Genomic DNA, 16,021 nt, shown 5'->3' with positions numbered 1-16,021 from the left:
AGCCGACGAGTATAGCTTTTCAGGTCAGCCGCAAGCTACCGGCGGTAATCGGCGAGCGCATGGACGGCGGCTCGACGGCGCTGGAGAGCCGCCTGCGGTAGGCGACTCTGTTCTGGTGCTCGCTTGCTCAGCTTTGGTATTGAGTCAAGAGGCGTTCCATCCGCGCATCCAGACGGCGCTTGATTTCGTTCTCGATGTGCGGGGCGAAGTCGTGGATCACGTCCTGCATGATCAGCTGTGCCGCTGCGCGGAGTTCGGCATCAATGTGCAGCAGCGCATCGGAACTCGCCGCGCGGGACGCGGGTTCCGCCGGAGCAGGTGCAGGCGGGACGAGTGCAGCGGAGGGCTCGGGAGTGAGCAAGGGAATGTTGTCGGCGCTGGCTTCATGCTCTTCGACGGTTACCACCTGCCCGGTGACGACATCGAACAGCACGGGAATTTGCTCATCGGCGTGAACAGACTCGGTCAACAGCGGCGGTTGGGCCGGATCATCGCCCAGCAGTTGGCGAATGGACTCGAGGTCATCCAGCAGGTGCGCTGAATCTTTCAGGTGTTTTGAATTATCCATCGTGTGCTCAAAGACGCTGCAGCCGGTGATCTTGCAGAGGATAGCCCTGTTCGCGGTAGAAGCGAAAACTCTCGCGTGCCGCCAGGCGAATGGCTGGATCCTCGACAACGATCTCGGCGACACGCGCGAATCGTTTGAAGAATTCCGGGATGCGCAGGTCAAGATTGACCAGCAGATCCTGATGTTGTCCGGGGTCGCTGCCCATACCCAGCGCCACCGGAGCGTCCTGATCGTCCTCGACCGAACCATGGGGCACGAAGGCCTCGCCCCTGAACCGCCACAACCGGGCATCCAGCTCTTCGCGTTGTTGGGCATCGCTGCAATGCAGGTACACCTTATGGCCAAGGCGCCATGCCTTGTCCGTCAGTTTGCAGGCGAAGTCCAGGCGCGCGAGCGGGTCGGCACTGGGCAGAATGTAAAAGTCGACTTGGGTCATGGAGGTTCCAGAACGCTGAACGCGCCGGCCGGGGAGGTCGGCGCGCCCGGTGCGGCTTAAACGCCGGCGCGGTCGATCAGGTATTGGGTCAGCAGCGGCACCGGACGGCCTGTGGCGCCCTTGTCCTTGCCGCCGCTCAGCCAGGCCGTGCCGGCGATGTCCAGGTGCGCCCACTCATAGGCTTTTGCGAAACGCGAGAGGAAGCACGCTGCGGTGATGGTGCCGGCCTTCGGGCCACCGATGTTGGCGATGTCGGCAAACGGGCTGTCCAGTTGCTCCTGATACTCATCGAACAGCGGCAGCTGCCAGGCGCGGTCGTCGGCGCGCTTGCCGGCTTCCAGCACCTGGGTGATCAACGCGTCGCTGTTGCCCATCAGGCCCGACGTGTGACCGCCCAGCGCAACGACGCAGGCGCCGGTCAATGTGGCGATGTCGATGACGGCCTGCGGCTTGAAGCGTTCGGCATAGGTCAGCGCGTCGCACAGCACCAGACGGCCTTCGGCGTCGGTGTTGAGGATCTCGACGGTCTGGCCGCTCATGGTTTTGACGATGTCGCCAGGGCGGGTTGCGTTGCCGCTTGGCATGTTTTCAGCCGCCGCGACGATGCACACCAGGTTGATCGGCAGCTGCAGCTCCAGCACAGCATTCAGGGTCCCGAATACGCTGGCCGCGCCGCACATGTCGAACTTCATCTCGTCCATGCCCAGGCCTGGCTTGAGGCTGATGCCGCCAGTGTCAAAGGTGATGCCCTTGCCGACCAATACGTAAGGCTTTTCGCTTTTCTTGCCGTTGGAGTACTGCATGACGATCAGACGTGGCGGCTGTGCGCTGCCCTGACCGACTGCCAGGAACGAACCCATGCCCAGCTTTTCGATGTCTTTCTCATCAAGAACTTCGACCTTGAGGCCCTTGTTGGCCTTGCCCATCGCTTTGGCTTGCTCGCCCAGGTAGGTCGGGTGGCAGATGTTGGGCGGCATGTTGCCCAGGTCACGGGTCACGGCCATGCCGGCAGCAATGGCTTGCGCATGCCTGGCGGCGCGCTCGACATCGGCGACGTTGGCTTTGGCGGTCAGCAGGGTGACTTTTTTCAGGGCGCGAGGGTCGACCTTCTGGCTCTTGAACCGGTCGAAGACGTATTCGCCGTCGGCCAGGGTTTCGACCAGCAGACGGTTCTTGCCGTAGACGTCACGGTTTTTGACGTTCAATTGATCCAGAGCAAACGCCGCATCAACACCGCCCAGCGTCTTCAGGGTGCTGAGCGCGCCGGTGATGATTTTACGGAACTGGCGGTCGCTGAGTTCAGGCTCTTTGCCCGAGCCCACCAGCAATACACGTTCGGCTTTGAGGTTGGGCAAGCTGTGCAGCAGCAGGCTTTGCCCGACTTTGCCCGAGAGGTCGCCACGCTTGAGGACTGCGCTGATCGCGCCGCCGCTCAGTGTGTCCAGGCTGCTTGCGGTGTCGCTCAGCGTGCGGCCCTCACCGACGGCGACCACCAGCGTGGCGGTCTTCAAGGTTTCTGCACTGACGCTTTTAACAACCAATTCCATGTCGGGGTCCCCGAATAAACTGTGAGTTATCGCACTTGAGCACACGGCTCGGCAGCGGCGCGGAGGTCTTACGCACCGGCGTGCCTGCGGCAAGGCCCGCAGTTTGACCCCGCTGACCAATGGATGACAACCCCGTGCGGGTGCGCGCTTGTGCCGGTTAGAGAAGTATCCCGCGCGCGCAGTGACAGACACACCCAATCACAGGATAATGCCGCATATTTTTTCGGTGGTTCGCCGTCGCGCGCATCATGCGCTGATCCATTTCATTGTCATGCCGCTTGCGTGTGACAACCCTGGAGTGTCTGGTTTGATTGTCTTCCGTTACCTGTCCCGAGAAGTGCTGGTTACCCTGAGCGCTGTCAGTGCTGTGCTGCTGGTAATCATCATGAGTGGCCGCTTCATCAAATACCTGGCTCAGGCCGCGTCGGGCGCACTTGATCCGGGTGTGTTGTTCCTGATCATGGGCTTCCGTCTGCCGGGCTTTCTGCAGCTCATCCTGCCACTGGGGCTGTTCCTCGGCATTCTTCTGGCGTACGGCCGCCTCTACCTCGAAAGCGAGATGACCGTGCTCGCCGCCACCGGCATGAGCCAGCAACGCCTGCTGGTCATTACCCTCGCGCCGGCCGCGCTGGTTTCTCTGCTGGTTGCCTGGTTGAGCTTCAGCCTCGCTCCACAAGGCGCCACCCAGTTTCAGCTGCTGATCAACAAGCAGGACGCGATGACCGAATTCGACACGCTGGTGCCGGGCCGTTTCCAGTTGCTGCGTGACGGCAGTCGCGTGACCTACACCGAAACCATGTCCGACGACCGCATCAACCTGGGCGGCGTGTTCATCTCCGAGAAGAAGCTCGACGAGAAGAAAGACCACGGCATCACCGTGCTGGTCGCAGAAAAAGGCCGGCAGGAAATCAAACCCGACGGCACCCGCTACCTCATTCTGGATAATGGCTATCGCTACGACGGCAACCCCGGTCAGGCGGATTACCGTGCAATCAAGTACGACACTTATGGCGCGTTGCTCCCTAAACCGGACATCAGCGATGAAGTCACCGACCGCGACGCGATCTCCACAAACGAGCTGCTGACTGGCGAACCGAGTCTGCGCAACAAGGCCGAGTTGCAGTGGCGCATTTCGCTGCCGATTCTGGTGTTCATCGTGACGCTGATGGCCGTGCCCCTTGCCCGAGTCAATCCTCGTCAGGGCCGGTTCCTCAAGCTCCTTCCGGCAATTCTTCTTTATATGGCTTACCTGACCATCCTGATTGCCGCCCGTGGCGCGCTCGAAAAAGGCAAGATCCCGATGGGGCTTGGCCTCTGGTGGGTGCATGCGTTGTTTCTGTCCATCGGACTGGCGTTGCTCTACTGGGAGCCTCTGCGCCTGAAGCTTGCGAGTCGCCGCAGTGTGTCGGAGGTGGCTCATGGTTAAGCTCGATCGGTACATTGGCAAAAGCGTGTTCATGGCCATTCTTGCGGTACTGGGGATCATTCTGGGCCTGGCATCGCTGTTCGCATTCATTGATGAGATGGCCGACATCAGTGACACCTACACCTTCTGGGACGCTGGCAGCTTTGTAGTGATGACCGCGCCGCGCCGTCTTTACGACATGCTGCCGATGGCGGCGCTGATTGGCTGTCTGATCGGCCTCGGCGCGCTGGCCAGCAGCAGCGAACTGACCATCATGCGGGCAGCCGGTGTATCAATCGGCCGTATCGTCTGGGCCGTCATGAAACCCATGCTGGTATTGATGGTGGCTGGCCTGTTGATTGGCGAATACGTGGCACCGGTGACCGAGGCCCAGGCGCAGGCCGCACGTTCGCTGGCCCAGGGTACTGGCGATGCGCAGAGCGCCAAGCACGGCCTTTGGCACCGTCAGGGTGACGAGTTCATCCACATCAACACCGTTCAGCCCAATGGTTTGCTGTATGGCGTGACGCGTTACCGTTTCGATGACCAGCGCCATATGTTGACGTCGAGCTTCGCCAGGCAGGCCAACTTCAAGACCGATTACTGGTTGCTGAAAGACGTGACCACGACCGTCTTCCGTGAAGGCCGCACCGAAGTGGTGACCGCGCCGGAAGAGCGTTGGAACGTCGCGCTGAGTCCGCAGTTGCTGAGTACCGTCGTGCTGCCGCCTGAATCGCTGTCCATGACCGGCCTCTACGGTTACGCGCGCTATCTGGCCGATCAGGGGCTGAACAACGGTCGTTACTGGCTGGCGTTCTACACCAAGATCCTCCAGCCGCTGGTGACCGTCGCCCTGGTGCTGATGGCCATTTCTTTCATCTTCGGGCCGCTGCGCTCGGTGACGCTGGGGCAGCGTGTGTTCACCGGTGTGCTGGTGGGCTTCACCTTCCGCATCGCTCAGGACCTTCTGGGCCCGTCGAGTCTGGTATTCGGCTTCTCGCCACTGTTCGCCGTCCTGGTGCCGGCTGGGGTGTGCGCGCTGGCGGGGATCTGGTTGTTGCGCCGCGCGGGCTGATTGCTGCTGCGTGATGAAAAGCCGACCTCGGGGTCGGCTTTTTTATGCCTTTTGTAGGAGCGCGCTTGCCCGCGAATGGGTGGGTCAGCAATAAAAGCGTGACTGGAATAAAGCGTTCGCGGGCAAACGCGCTCCTACAAGATGTGCAGAAGGGGTCGCTGCTATATCTTTGTTCTGGGCACCCGCACCAGTTGCGTTTCGGAATACAGGTCGTGCCAGCAGCGTTTCCGCTTGTCGAACAGGCTCCAGAAAAACCCAAGCCCGAGGCACAGCCACGATGCGATAGCGACCACGAAGCGGAGCAGTGCCTGCCACAGGCTAATCGCCGTCCCATCGGGATTCTGTACGCGGACTCCCCAAACCTGCATGCCCAGGGTCTGGCCTGAATGAGTCCAGAACCTGGCGAAAAAGCCGAACAGCGTCATCAGCAGAATCGAGGACAGCAACGGGTCGGCGTCGAGCGCGCCCGACTCCGAGAGTTGGCGCAGTCCGGCTTCTCCGACAAAGCCCATCCACACCAGCTTGTAGATGAACGTCGTCACCATCAGCAGCGCAATGCACAGCAGCGTGTCGTAGCAGATCGCAGCCATGCGCCGACCCAGTCCTGCGGGTGGAAAGTCGCCCTTAGGGCGTAATACGTGACGGGTCATGGAGGCGCTCGATGATGCCGAAAGCGCACAGTTTACGAAATCGCAGGCATAAAAAAGCCCCTGACGTTGGCCATCAGGGGCTTTTTGCGTGGGCTTATCAGGCTTCCGCTTGGACTTCGTCAGCCTGCATGCCTTTTTGGCCCTGCACGGCAACGAATGTCACTTTCTGGCCTTCTTTCAGGCTCTTGAAACCGTTGCCCTGGATCGCGCGGAAATGGACGAACAGATCCGGACCGCTTTCTGGCGTGATAAAACCAAAACCTTTTTCATCGTTAAACCACTTAACGGTACCGCTCTGACGTGTAGACATTTTCTTATTCCCAAGAGCATAAAATTAATGACAGTCTCTTTCACACGAAAGAGTACTGGGCTGGTTGCAGGAAGAAGAAACGTAGAGCGGGTTGTAGCATTGCTTTTGGCGCTACTGCCCGGGTCACGATCCCAGCGACCCATGCAAACACAGTCGAGAAACTCTACGCTAACCTGCGAGGAAAAAACAAGCCCCGTTCGGGCCCGTATTCACGGGGGTTAAGCCATTATTTAAAAACATTAACCGCGCTGGAATGATCGATAGTTTTTAATGTTTTCTGTCTTTCTGAAGTTCAATATTTTGACAGTTCCATTGTTATAAAGCCTGGCGCCATACTGCGGCAACCGTACAGTTCCATGCACTGTTGCGGTGCCGCAATGTGTTGATAACTTCCTTCAGCCGCGGAAGTAACGTGGCGCAACGAAAGGCATTTTAGCGACAAGCATCGGAACTTTCTTGCCTCGCACGATCGCCCAGACAGGCGTATCCAGCGTGGCAAACTTGACGTCGACGTAACCCATAGCCAATGGCGCGCTCAGTGTCGGGCCGAAGCCGCCGCTGCAGACTGTTCCAATGGCTGCTCCGTCGGCGTCGACTATTTCCGCGCCCTCGCGCACAGGCGTACGCTCCTGAGGCAACAGGCCTACGCGCTTTCGCGCCGCACCGCTTTGGTGCTGGGCGAAAATCCGGTCAGCGCCGGGGAAGCCTCCTGCGCGGGCGCCGTCTGCACGCCGTACCTTGGAGATGGCCCACAGCAGGCTGGCCTCGATCGGGGTGCTGCCGGTGTCCATGTCATGACCGTAGAGGCACAACCCGGCTTCAAGGCGCAACGAGTCGCGCGCGCCAAGACCGATGGGCGCGACTTCGGGCTCTGCCAGCAGCCGGCGCGCCAACGCTTCAGCGTGGTCCGCCGGCACCGAAATCTCGTAACCGTCTTCTCCGGTGTACCCCGAGCGGCTGATATAGCAGTCGATGCCATCAATCTGCGTCGAGGTGTACTGCATGAAGGTCATCTTCGCGACGTCCGGCGCCAGTCGGGACAGAGCGGTTACAGCCTGTGGGCCTTGCAGCGCGAGCAACGCACGCTCCTCGAACAGCGGGGTGATGGTGCAATGGCTGCCGATGTGCTGCTGCAAATGAGCCAGATCATCGTTCTTGCAAGCAGCGTTAACCACCAGCATGAGCTGATCGTCGCCCAGGTTGGCCACCATCAGGTCGTCGAGGATGCCGCCGTTCTCGTTGGTAAACATTGCATAGCGCTGCATGCCGACCGGCAAGTCGATGATGTCCACCGGCACCAAAGTTTCCAGCGCTGCTGCTGCACCGGGTCCGCTCAAAAGGATTTGCCCCATGTGCGAAACGTCGAACAGGCCCGCTTGGGCGCGGGTATGCAGATGTTCTTTCATGACGCCGGCAGGGTACTGGACGGGCATGTCGTACCCGGCAAATTCAACCATCTTCGCGCCGAGTTCACGGTGCAAGGCGTTAAGCGGGGTTTTCAACAATTCGGTGGTCATGGGCTATTCCTTGGAAGCGATTCCGGCTCCCCGCGCAGGCAGGGAGCGCTCTGACTGTAGGGTTGAATCAGCACTCGATGATGTTCACGGCCAGGCCGCCACGGGCTGTTTCCTTGTATTTGCTTTTCATGTCTGCGCCGGTCTGGCGCATGGTGCGGATCACCTTGTCGAGCGAGACAAAATGCTGACCGTCGCCGCGCAACGCCATGCGCACCGCATTGATGGCCTTCACCGAACCCATCGCGTTGCGCTCGATGCATGGCACCTGAACCAACCCGCCGATCGGGTCGCAGGTCAGGCCAAGGTTGTGTTCCATGCCGATTTCGGCGGCGTTTTCCACCTGCTGCACGTTGCCACCCAAGACCTCACACAGCGCACCAGCGGCCATGGAGCAAGCGACCCCGACTTCGCCCTGGCAGCCGACTTCAGCGCCCGAGATCGACGCATTTTCCTTGTACAAAATACCGATGGCGGCAGCCGTGAGGAGGAACCGAACGACGCCGTCCTCATTGGCTCCGGTAATAAAGCGCATGTAGTAATGCAGCACGGCCGGAATGATCCCGGCGGCGCCGTTGGTGGGCGCGGTTACCACGCGGCCGCCGTTGGCGTTTTCTTCGTTGACGGCCAGTGCGTACAGGTTGACCCAATCGAGTACCGACAGCGCATCACGCAACGCCGCTTCCGGGTTTTTGCACAGTTGGCGATGCAGGGCTGCCGCCCGCCGCTTGACCTTAAGGCCGCCCGGCAAAATCCCCTCGTTGCGGCAACCCGCTTCAACGCAATCCTGCATAACCTGCCAGATGCGCAACAGGCCTTGACGGGTCTCTGCTTCGGGACGCCACGCGGCTTCGTTGGCCAGCATCACCTGGCTGATGGAAAGACCGCTCGCCGTGCAATGCGCCATCAAGTCTCTGGCGGTCTTGAAAGGGTAAAGCAGCTGCGTCTGGTCTTCGACGATGCGGTCGGCGCCTGCAGCATCCTCATCCACGACAAAGCCGCCGCCGACCGAGTAGTACTCGCGGCTGCGCACTTGCAGGCCCGAGGCATCGAAGGCACGAAAGATCATGCCGTTGGGGTGATAGGCCAATGGCTTGCGAATCATCGCCAGGTGATGTTTTTCAATGAACTCGATGCTGTGTTTGCCCAGCAGATTCAGGCGTTCGTTACTGCGGATGTGTTGCAGGCGTGCTGCTACGGTTTCGGTGTCGACGGTGTCAGGATGCTCGCCCTCAAGGCCGAGCAAGACCGCCTTGTCGCTGCCGTGGCCCTTGCCGGTGGCGCCGAGAGAGCCGTAAAGCTCGACCTTTACGCAGACGATGGTGTCGAGCAGGGCGTCGCGCTGCAAGCCCTCGACGAAGCGCGCCGCAGCCCGCATGGGGCCAACGGTGTGGGAACTGGACGGTCCAATGCCGATCTTGAACAGGTCAAACACGCTCAGGGACATGATGGGGTTCCGGGAAGTGAAGCCGTAACAAGCAGCAAGCTGCAAGCCGCAAGTAAAAGCTGATCGGCTTTCACTTGTAGCTTGCGGCTTGAAGCTCGCGGCTGGGTTAAGCGTAGTCTTCGATCGACGGGCAGGCGCAAACCAGGTTGCGGTCGCCGAAGACGTTGTCGACGCGACCGACCGGTGGCCAGTATTTGCCTTCGATCAACGAGGCGACCGGGTATACGGCCTGCTCGCGGCTGTACGGATGGCTCCACTCGCCCACCAGTTCAGCGGCGGTGTGCGGTGCGTTTTTCAGCGGGTTGTCGTCCTTGTCCAGGGCGCCGCTTTCCACCGCGCGGATTTCTTCGCGAATCTTGATCATCGCGTCACAGAAGCGGTCCAGTTCCTCTTTGGATTCGCTCTCGGTCGGCTCGATCATCAACGTGCCGGCAACCGGGAAGGACATGGTCGGCGCGTGGAAGCCGAAGTCGATCAGGCGTTTGGCGACGTCATCTACGCTAATGCCACTGGTTTCCTTGAGCGGGCGCAGGTCGAGGATGCATTCGTGCGCGACCAGGCCGTTGCTGCCGGTGTAAAGCACGGGGTAGTGCTCTTCCAGGCGACGGGAGATGTAGTTGGCGTTGAGAATCGCCAGCTGCGAAGCGCGCTTGAGACCTTCGCCGCCCATCATGCGGATGTACATCCAGGTGATCGGCAAGATGCTCGCGCTGCCGAACGGGGCTGCACAGACTGCACCCTCCCTGCGCTCCATACGTGCGTGACCCGGCATGAACGGCGCCAGGTGGGATTTCACGCCAATCGGGCCAACGCCCGGGCCGCCACCACCGTGGGGGATGCAAAAGGTTTTGTGCAGATTGAGGTGGGAGACGTCGCCGCCGAACTTACCCGGAGCGCACAGGCCGACCATGGCATTCATGTTGGCGCCGTCGATATACACCTGGCCGCCGTTGTCGTGAATGATGCCGCAGATTTCGCGGATACCTTCTTCGAACACGCCGTGGGTGGACGGGTAGGTGATCATCAGTGCAGCGAGGTGCTCGCGGTGCTCGATGGCCTTGGCGCGCAGATCCTCGATGTCGACGTTGCCGCGTGCATCACATGCTGTTACCACAACGCGCATGCCTGCCATGTTGGCGGTCGCAGGGTTGGTACCGTGTGCCGACGAGGGGATCAGGCAGATATCGCGACGCTCATCGCCACGGCTCTGGTGATAGGCACGAATCGCCAGCAGACCCGCATATTCGCCCTGGGAGCCGGCGTTTGGCTGCAGGGAGATCGCGTCGTAACCGGTGGCGGCGCAGAGCATGGCCTCCAGTTCGTCGGTCAGCTGCTGATAACCCGCACTTTGCTCTGCAGGGGCAAACGGATGCAGATTGCCGAATTCTGCCCAGGTGACCGGAATCATTTCACTGGCGGCGTTGAGCTTCATGGTGCACGACCCCAGCGGGATCATCGTGCGGTCCAGTGCCAGGTCCTTGTCCGCCAGGCGACGCAAGTAGCGCATCAGCTCGGTTTCGGAGTGATAGCGGTTGAATACCGGGTGGCTGAGAATCGGCGATTGGCGTTTCAGCTCGGCAGGCAAGCGTGCTTCGACGCTGTCTGCCAGCGCGGCGAAGTCCGGCAGAGCCTGGCCTTCAGCAGCGAAGAGGGACCACAGCACTTCGACGTCGGCTTGCTTCGTGGTCTCGTCCAGCGAGACACCCAGGCGCTGGCCGTCTACCTCACGCAAATTGATTTCCTGTGCGCGGGCCTTGGCATGCAGGTCAGCCGTGCTGGCGCCGGTGTTCAGGGTGATGCTGTCGAAGAAGAACGACTGCTCCGCGTTTACGCCCAATTGGCTCAGGCCCTTGGCCAGGATTGCGGTCAGATGATGCACGCGGTTGGCGATGCGGGTCAGGCCGCGCGGGCCGTGGTACACGGCGTACATGCTGGCGATGTTGGCGAGCAGAACCTGCGCGGTGCAGATATTGCTGGTGGCCTTCTCGCGACGGATGTGTTGCTCGCGGGTCTGCATGGCCAGACGCAGGGCGGTCTTGCCGAAGCGGTCGATGGACACACCGACCAGCCGGCCAGGCATGTCGCGCTTGTAGGCGTCGCGGGTGGAGAAGTACGCGGCGTGCGGGCCGCCGAAACCCAACGGCACACCGAAGCGCTGCGCGCTGCCAATCGCGACGTCCGCACCGAACTCGCCGGGCGGGGTGAGCAGGGTCAGGGCCAGCAGGTCGGCTGCCACGGCCACCAGGGCATTGGCGGCATGGAAGCGCTCGACCAGCTCGCGATAATCGAACACGTCGCCATTACTGGCAGGGTATTGCAGCAGCGCGCCGAAGAACTCGCTGACGTCGGCCAGTTGCAACTCGTCTGCGACGACCACTTCAATGCCCAGCGGCTCGGCGCGGGTTTGCAGCACGTCGAGGGTTTGCGGGTGGCAGTGAGCGGAGGCAAAGAATTTATGGCTGCTTTTGTTCTTGCTCAGGCGTTTGCAGAAGGTCATCGCTTCAGCGGCGGCAGTGGCTTCGTCAAGCAGCGAGGCATTGGCGATCGGCAGGCCGGTGAGGTCGCTGATCAGCGTCTGGAAATTCAGCAGCGACTCAAGGCGACCTTGGGAGATCTCTGGCTGATAGGGCGTGTAAGCGGTGTACCACGCCGGATTTTCCAGCAGGTTGCGCAGGATCGGTGCCGGCGTGTGGGTGTTGTAGTAACCCTGGCCAATGTAGGTTTTGAACAGCTTGTTCCTGGCGGCAATGGCTTTGATATCAGCCAGTGCATCGGCCTCGCTCTGGCCGGCGGACAGGCCTAGCACGCTGGTGCCTTTGATGGATTCAGGAATGACGCTGGCGGTCAGCGCGTCAATGGAGTCGAAGCCCAGCGTGGTCAGCATGGCCTTTTCGTCAGCGGCGCGCGGGCCGATGTGGCGGGCGATGAACTCGTTGGCGGTGCTCAATTCGGTACGGTCAGTCATTGCGCGCTCCTCAGGCTTCGGCGTTGGCTTTGATCAGACGATCATAGGCGTCTTGAGTCAGCAACTGGCCGACTGCATCGGGATTGGAGGGAATAAAACGGAAGAACCAGCCTTGGCCCAGCGGGTCTTCGTTGACCAGTTCAGGGCTGGCATCCAGTGCGGGGTTGGTTTCCACGATCTCGCCATCGAGCGGCATGTAGACGCCGCTGGCTGCTTTAACCGACTCGACGGTCGCCGCTTCTGCACCCTTATCGTAGGACTGCAGCTCCGGCAGTTGCACGAAAACCACATCGCCCAACGCGTCCTGCGCGAATGCGGTGATGCCGACCGTGACGCTGCCGTCGGTTTCGGCGCGCAGCCACTCGTGGTCTTCGGTAAAACGCAACTCGCTCATGAAATCTCCCCAGATGGTAAATCGCCCGTTATGCCCGAGCGTGATGGGGGAGTGCATAGCAAGTTTGCGGCCAAGGTGGGGAAGCTCCAGCGAACAGGGGGCTGCAGCGATCCCGCTGACTGCCCGCCTGCAAGGCGCTGGAACGAAAACATTACGCGGGAGATGCGTGTTTAAGCCATTAGCTAGATTACGGCCCTGCACGTGCTGGCTTAGCCGTTACGGAATGATTTCGTTACGCTGTTTCGATATCGTGCCAACGAGGTTTGCTAATCTCTGACCTCTGACCTCTGACCTCTGACCTCTGACCGCTGATCGCTGATCGTAGGAGCCGGCTTGCTGGCGAACGCATTCTGATCGCCATCACCTAGGTATCTGGCACGACCGATTCGCCAGCGAGCCGGCTCCTACAGGTTCGCATCGACTGCCGCGCGGATTGAGATGTCGGGAAGCCTGGGCAGCACCCATGATCCCCACGTCTTAACCTTTGCCGGAAATACCGTATTTGCGCAGGCGATGAGCGATCGCGGTGTGGGATGTCTGCAACCGCACCGCCAGTTGGCGGGTAGAGGGGTATTGGCTGTACAGCTTCTCAAGCAGCGTTTTCTCAAACTGCTCGACCGCTGCCTCAAGGCTTTCGACTTCGCCCTCGACGCCTTTGGCCACAGACGTGCCGGCGATGTCGAGGTCACCGATGTCCACCAGTGAGCTATCGCTGATCGCTGCAGCGCGGAAGATAACGTTTTGCAGCTGCCGAACATTGCCCGGCCAGCGATTTCCAAGCAGCGCAGGGTAGGTAGCAGGTGCCAGGCGGCAGACGGGGCGCTGGATCTGCGCGCAGGCCTGCTCCATGAAATAGCGCGCCAGCATCAGAATGTCCTGGCCACGCTCGCGTAAAGGAGGCACTTCCAGGTTCAGCACATTGAGGCGATAAAACAGGTCTTCGCGAAAGGTGCCTTCGGCGACCATCTTCTCCAGGTCACGGTGCGTGGCGCTGAGAATGCGCACATTGACCTGCACTTCCCTGTCGCCGCCGACCCGCCGAAAACTGCCGTCATTGAGGAAGCGCAGCAACTTTGCCTGAAGGTAGGGCGACATTTCACCGATCTCGTCGAGAAACACCGTGCCCTTGTTGGCGAGCTCCATCAGGCCCGGCTTGCCGCCTCGCTGGGCGCCCGTGAATGCGCCAGGGGCATAGCCAAAAAGTTCGCTTTCGGCGAGATTTTCCGGCAGCGCTGCGCAGTTCAGCGCAAGAAAAGGCGCTCCGTTGCGAGCACTGACCGCATGGCAGGCGCGTGCAACCAGCTCTTTACCGGTGCCGGTTTCACCCTGGATCAAAAGCGGCGCATCCAATGCTGCGACCCGCTGTGCACGTGCCTTGAGGGTTCGGATGGGCGCCGAATCGCCCAGCAGTGCATCAAAGCCTTCAGCGTGATCATGATGCAGCGCCGACAGGCGTTCGCCGATTCGGCTGGGCAGATAGAGGGTGAGCAACGCGCCCGCGTCAGTGATGGGGGTCGCGTCCAGCAGCAGGGCCTCGCCATTGAGCGTGACCTCACGCAAGGGCAGACGAAAGCCGTTTTCCAGCAGCGCCGACTGCAGGCCCGTATCAGAAAATAGCTCACCGACTGGCTCGCCCGTCGGTTCGCGGCCACACAGTGCGACCAGTGCGGGGTTGGCCAGCAGCACGTGGCCGGCACTGTCCAGCGCGAGCACCGGGTCGGTCATCGCTGCGAGCAGGGCGTCGAGCTGCAGATGTCGGCGCTGTCCGGGCAGAATATCGACCACGGTAATGGCTTCGACACCGCGCACCCTAAACAGCCGATCCTTGAGTTCTTCGAGCACCTCATGGCTCAACGTCGGGGCGTCGATGTATACATTGGGCGGCACCATTTCCACGGCGTCGAGGTTCAGGTTGCGCGCGCCGAGGATGGCCAGCACTTCTTGAGTGATGCCGACGCGGTCAATGAACGTGACGTGAATACGCATGAGCAGGGAAAGGATTCGCGGGAATGAGGGCAGCGATTATGCCAGTAATCCCCGTACCAATCGCGGCCCCACCGTCACTTTGCCAGCCGGGGCAGATTACTGCAGATGCTCTGGTTTGACCGGATCACCGGATTTCATGCCGAGCTTGTGGCGGATGTCCTCGAACATCTGATCGTACTCGCCGTGCATCGCGTGCAGGTCGGTGGTTTTTGGCAGGCCATGCTTTTCGAGGCGGCGAGACGCCTCGCTGGCGAAGTTGTAGGCCTTGTCCTTGGGCAGGTCAAAGGTCTCACTGACCGCCTGGCCGTTGACGTCGCCTTCAAGGGTGAACTGCATGCCCGGACCTGAGTCTTTCTGGCTGACCTGATAGCGAATGTGAAGATCGTAGCCGACCTCGTCGGGTTGCAGGGCCGCGCGGGTGATATGCAGATGACCTGGCTCGAACATGGCAGTGGCTCCGTGAAAGCGGTGGGCAGTATGAGGACAGACCCCCATGCCTTCCACGGGTTCACCTGCGGCGCGAGGTTTGTGGGACCGGCTTTAGCCGGGGAAGGTGTCAGACTCAAGCCCCGGAACTGAGTGTGTTCAACCTGCCTATTCCCGGCTGAAGCCGGTTCTACACTTTACTTTCCGGCTGGAGCCGCGATGGTTCCGGCCGCGACCATATCCACACGTTGACCAGCACCATGCCGGCCACCGCGAAGTAGATCCACCAGTTGTGTTTTAGCAGCACCAGCATCATGACCGCGCAGAGCAGCATCGTCACCGTCGCGCTGATCTTGGCCTTGCGGGCGATCATTTTGCCGTTGCGCCAATTACTCAGCATCGGGCCGAACACACGATGGTTTTCAAGCCAGGCGCTCAAGCGCGGCGAGCTTCGAGTGGCTGCCCATGCCGCGAGCAGAATGAACTCGGTGGTGGGCAGGCCCGGGATGAAAATCGCGACGATGCCGATCGTCAGGCTGACGTAAGCGAGGATGCCAAACAGGATGCGGGACAGTTTGCTGCCGGGTGGAATACTGGTCATGGTCTCGGTAATGCAGAGTAAGCAGGTGTTGCGGGGCTTTGAGGTCCCGCAAAGGCGCTCAGCTTATCAGTGCCGAACGCAAAAGGCCCGGTGTCAGGCGGGTTCGGTTTCAGCGGTCGGAGCATAGACGTGCTGCAGCAGCGCGTTGAAACGCTCGAAGGCCGCCACCGCGCCCCGGTCGATTTCATGTTCCTGTTCGGGGGTCAGCGGCAGGTCGTCAATGATCCTGACAAAACGTTTCCATCCCTCCGCCCGATCTCCTGCGGGTTCGCCCAGATGCCGCGCCCCGAATGTGTCGCTCAGGTTCAGCGCCACGGCACGCTTGATCAGAAATGCTGCACCCAGCTTCGAGCCTTCCGAAACGAACAGCCAGCCGAGGGCTTCCGCAAGGCTCGGTGCATCGACGCCGCCAGTGACCGGATCGGGAATGGAGGCCTTGAGGTCTTGCAGGTCCGCTTTCGCCTGTTCGGCGCGACAGCGCTCGGGGAGGTCGGTCATCAGCTCGATCAATAACGGCTGGGTATACAAGATTTTCAGCTCTGCCTGAAACAGATACTGAACGGTGAGGAATCGGCAATAGCTCGCCAGCGTTTCAAACGGCGCGTGGGCTCTGACGGCCTTGTCCAGTTGTTCATGAGGCGCGTGGGTGATTTGGTTGAGTCGTTGCGAGCGGCGAATGGCTTCGGTGGTCATGTGT

At 60.7% G+C, this 16,021-nt stretch carries 15 protein-coding genes; 2 read left to right on the top strand and 13 right to left on the bottom strand.

The features are described from left to right. Nucleotides 1-127 precede the first annotated feature (127 nt). Genes LT42_RS15870 through LT42_RS15860 form a run of 3 tightly spaced genes read right to left on the bottom strand, consistent with a single transcriptional unit; the run spans nucleotide 128 to nucleotide 2,551 of the window. The gene (locus LT42_RS15870; RefSeq protein ID WP_037014897.1) at nucleotides 128-568 is read right to left on the bottom strand and encodes a hypothetical protein; all 441 of its coding nucleotides are present in this window, start codon (nucleotides 566-568) and stop codon (nucleotides 128-130) included. A gap of 7 nt (nucleotides 569-575) precedes the next feature. Further along, the gene (locus LT42_RS15865) at nucleotides 576-1,004 is read right to left on the bottom strand and encodes a DNA polymerase III subunit chi (protein ID WP_037014895.1); all 429 of its coding nucleotides are present in this window, start codon (nucleotides 1,002-1,004) and stop codon (nucleotides 576-578) included. A 56-nt stretch (nucleotides 1,005-1,060) separates the two neighbouring features. Next, nucleotides 1,061-2,551 carry a leucyl aminopeptidase gene (locus tag LT42_RS15860; RefSeq protein WP_037014893.1) on the bottom strand — a complete coding sequence of 497 codons (1,491 nt, stop codon included), beginning with the start codon at nucleotides 2,549-2,551 and terminating at the stop codon, nucleotides 1,061-1,063. Nucleotides 2,552-2,858: 307 nt separating this feature from the next. Here LT42_RS15860 and lptF point away from each other — a divergent pair, with 307 nt between their 5' ends. Beyond that, entirely contained in the window at nucleotides 2,859-3,977 is a 1,119-nt protein-coding gene (gene lptF, locus LT42_RS15855; RefSeq protein ID WP_037017376.1) for an LPS export ABC transporter permease LptF, read from the top strand. Then, nucleotides 3,970-5,031 carry an LPS export ABC transporter permease LptG gene (gene lptG, locus LT42_RS15850; RefSeq protein WP_037014891.1) on the top strand — a complete coding sequence of 354 codons (1,062 nt, stop codon included), beginning with the start codon at nucleotides 3,970-3,972 and terminating at the stop codon, nucleotides 5,029-5,031. The genes lptF and lptG overlap by 8 nt, the downstream gene beginning before the upstream one ends. Before the next feature lie 161 nt (nucleotides 5,032-5,192). Here lptG and LT42_RS15845 read toward each other — a convergent pair whose 3' ends face one another. The 10 genes from LT42_RS15845 to LT42_RS15800 all read right to left on the bottom strand — a co-directional run bounded on the left by LT42_RS15845 (nucleotide 5,193) and on the right by LT42_RS15800 (nucleotide 16,017). After that, a complete protein-coding gene (locus LT42_RS15845) occupies nucleotides 5,193-5,681 on the bottom strand; it encodes an RDD family protein (protein WP_037014888.1) in 489 nt (162 codons plus the stop codon). 97 nt (nucleotides 5,682-5,778) lie between these two features. Further along, complete coding sequence (locus tag LT42_RS15840) at nucleotides 5,779-5,991, bottom strand: cold-shock protein (protein ID WP_003227496.1); 213 nt, start codon at nucleotides 5,989-5,991, stop codon at nucleotides 5,779-5,781. Between the two features lie 395 nt (nucleotides 5,992-6,386). Further along, nucleotides 6,387-7,508, bottom strand: coding sequence for a glycine cleavage system aminomethyltransferase GcvT (gcvT, locus tag LT42_RS15835; protein ID WP_037014885.1), 1,122 nt, complete (start codon nucleotides 7,506-7,508; stop codon nucleotides 6,387-6,389). 67 nt (nucleotides 7,509-7,575) lie between these two features. Further along, nucleotides 7,576-8,952 carry an L-serine ammonia-lyase gene (locus LT42_RS15830; RefSeq protein WP_037014882.1) on the bottom strand — a complete coding sequence of 459 codons (1,377 nt, stop codon included), beginning with the start codon at nucleotides 8,950-8,952 and terminating at the stop codon, nucleotides 7,576-7,578. 106 nt (nucleotides 8,953-9,058) lie between these two features. Next, nucleotides 9,059-11,917 (bottom strand): aminomethyl-transferring glycine dehydrogenase, encoded by a 2,859-nt coding sequence (gene gcvP, locus LT42_RS15825; protein ID WP_037014879.1) that lies wholly within the window; start codon nucleotides 11,915-11,917, stop codon nucleotides 9,059-9,061. 10 nt (nucleotides 11,918-11,927) lie between these two features. After that, on the bottom strand, nucleotides 11,928-12,311 hold the full coding sequence (gene gcvH / locus LT42_RS15820) for a glycine cleavage system protein GcvH (protein WP_037014877.1): 384 nt from the start codon (nucleotides 12,309-12,311) through the stop codon (nucleotides 11,928-11,930). Nucleotides 12,312-12,788: 477 nt separating this feature from the next. After that, a complete protein-coding gene (locus tag LT42_RS15815) occupies nucleotides 12,789-14,297 on the bottom strand; it encodes a sigma-54-dependent transcriptional regulator (protein WP_037014875.1) in 1,509 nt (502 codons plus the stop codon). Nucleotides 14,298-14,393: 96 nt separating this feature from the next. Beyond that, nucleotides 14,394-14,744 carry a DUF5064 family protein gene (locus LT42_RS15810; protein ID WP_037014873.1) on the bottom strand — a complete coding sequence of 117 codons (351 nt, stop codon included), beginning with the start codon at nucleotides 14,742-14,744 and terminating at the stop codon, nucleotides 14,394-14,396. A 169-nt stretch (nucleotides 14,745-14,913) separates the two neighbouring features. Then, on the bottom strand, nucleotides 14,914-15,324 hold the full coding sequence (locus tag LT42_RS15805; RefSeq protein WP_052075300.1) for a YbaN family protein: 411 nt from the start codon (nucleotides 15,322-15,324) through the stop codon (nucleotides 14,914-14,916). A 93-nt stretch (nucleotides 15,325-15,417) separates the two neighbouring features. Further along, the gene (locus LT42_RS15800; RefSeq protein ID WP_037014868.1) at nucleotides 15,418-16,017 is read right to left on the bottom strand and encodes a biliverdin-producing heme oxygenase; all 600 of its coding nucleotides are present in this window, start codon (nucleotides 16,015-16,017) and stop codon (nucleotides 15,418-15,420) included. Nucleotides 16,018-16,021 lie beyond the last annotated feature (4 nt).

It is taken from the genome of Pseudomonas lutea, from assembly GCF_000759445.1.
GTDB classification, from domain to species: domain Bacteria; phylum Pseudomonadota; class Gammaproteobacteria; order Pseudomonadales; family Pseudomonadaceae; genus Aquipseudomonas; species Aquipseudomonas lutea.
Note: the sequence above shows the minus strand (reverse complement) of the source record. Positions and strands in the feature narration are given on the sequence as shown.

What these genes read in the sequence shown, in the direction of transcription:
- LT42_RS15870 (WP_037014897.1), bottom strand. Translation starts at nt 568, where the DNA reads ATGGATAATTCAAAACACCTGAAAGATTCAGCGCACCTGCTGGATGAC.
- LT42_RS15865 (WP_037014895.1), bottom strand. Translation starts at nt 1,004, where the DNA reads ATGACCCAAGTCGACTTTTACATTCTGCCCAGTGCCGACCCGCTCGCG.
- LT42_RS15860 (WP_037014893.1), bottom strand. Translation starts at nt 2,551, where the DNA reads ATGGAATTGGTTGTTAAAAGCGTCAGTGCAGAAACCTTGAAGACCGCC.
- lptG (WP_037014891.1), top strand. Translation starts at nt 3,970, where the DNA reads ATGGTTAAGCTCGATCGGTACATTGGCAAAAGCGTGTTCATGGCCATT.
- LT42_RS15845 (WP_037014888.1), bottom strand. Translation starts at nt 5,681, where the DNA reads ATGACCCGTCACGTATTACGCCCTAAGGGCGACTTTCCACCCGCAGGA.
- LT42_RS15840 (WP_003227496.1), bottom strand. Translation starts at nt 5,991, where the DNA reads ATGTCTACACGTCAGAGCGGTACCGTTAAGTGGTTTAACGATGAAAAA.
- gcvT (WP_037014885.1), bottom strand. Translation starts at nt 7,508, where the DNA reads ATGACCACCGAATTGTTGAAAACCCCGCTTAACGCCTTGCACCGTGAA.
- LT42_RS15830 (WP_037014882.1), bottom strand. Translation starts at nt 8,952, where the DNA reads ATGTCCCTGAGCGTGTTTGACCTGTTCAAGATCGGCATTGGACCGTCC.
- gcvP (WP_037014879.1), bottom strand. Translation starts at nt 11,917, where the DNA reads ATGACTGACCGTACCGAATTGAGCACCGCCAACGAGTTCATCGCCCGC.
- gcvH (WP_037014877.1), bottom strand. Translation starts at nt 12,311, where the DNA reads ATGAGCGAGTTGCGTTTTACCGAAGACCACGAGTGGCTGCGCGCCGAA.
- LT42_RS15815 (WP_037014875.1), bottom strand. Translation starts at nt 14,297, where the DNA reads ATGCGTATTCACGTCACGTTCATTGACCGCGTCGGCATCACTCAAGAA.
- LT42_RS15810 (WP_037014873.1), bottom strand. Translation starts at nt 14,744, where the DNA reads ATGTTCGAGCCAGGTCATCTGCATATCACCCGCGCGGCCCTGCAACCC.
- LT42_RS15805 (WP_052075300.1), bottom strand. Translation starts at nt 15,324, where the DNA reads ATGACCAGTATTCCACCCGGCAGCAAACTGTCCCGCATCCTGTTTGGC.
- LT42_RS15800 (WP_037014868.1), bottom strand. Translation starts at nt 16,017, where the DNA reads ATGACCACCGAAGCCATTCGCCGCTCGCAACGACTCAACCAAATCACC.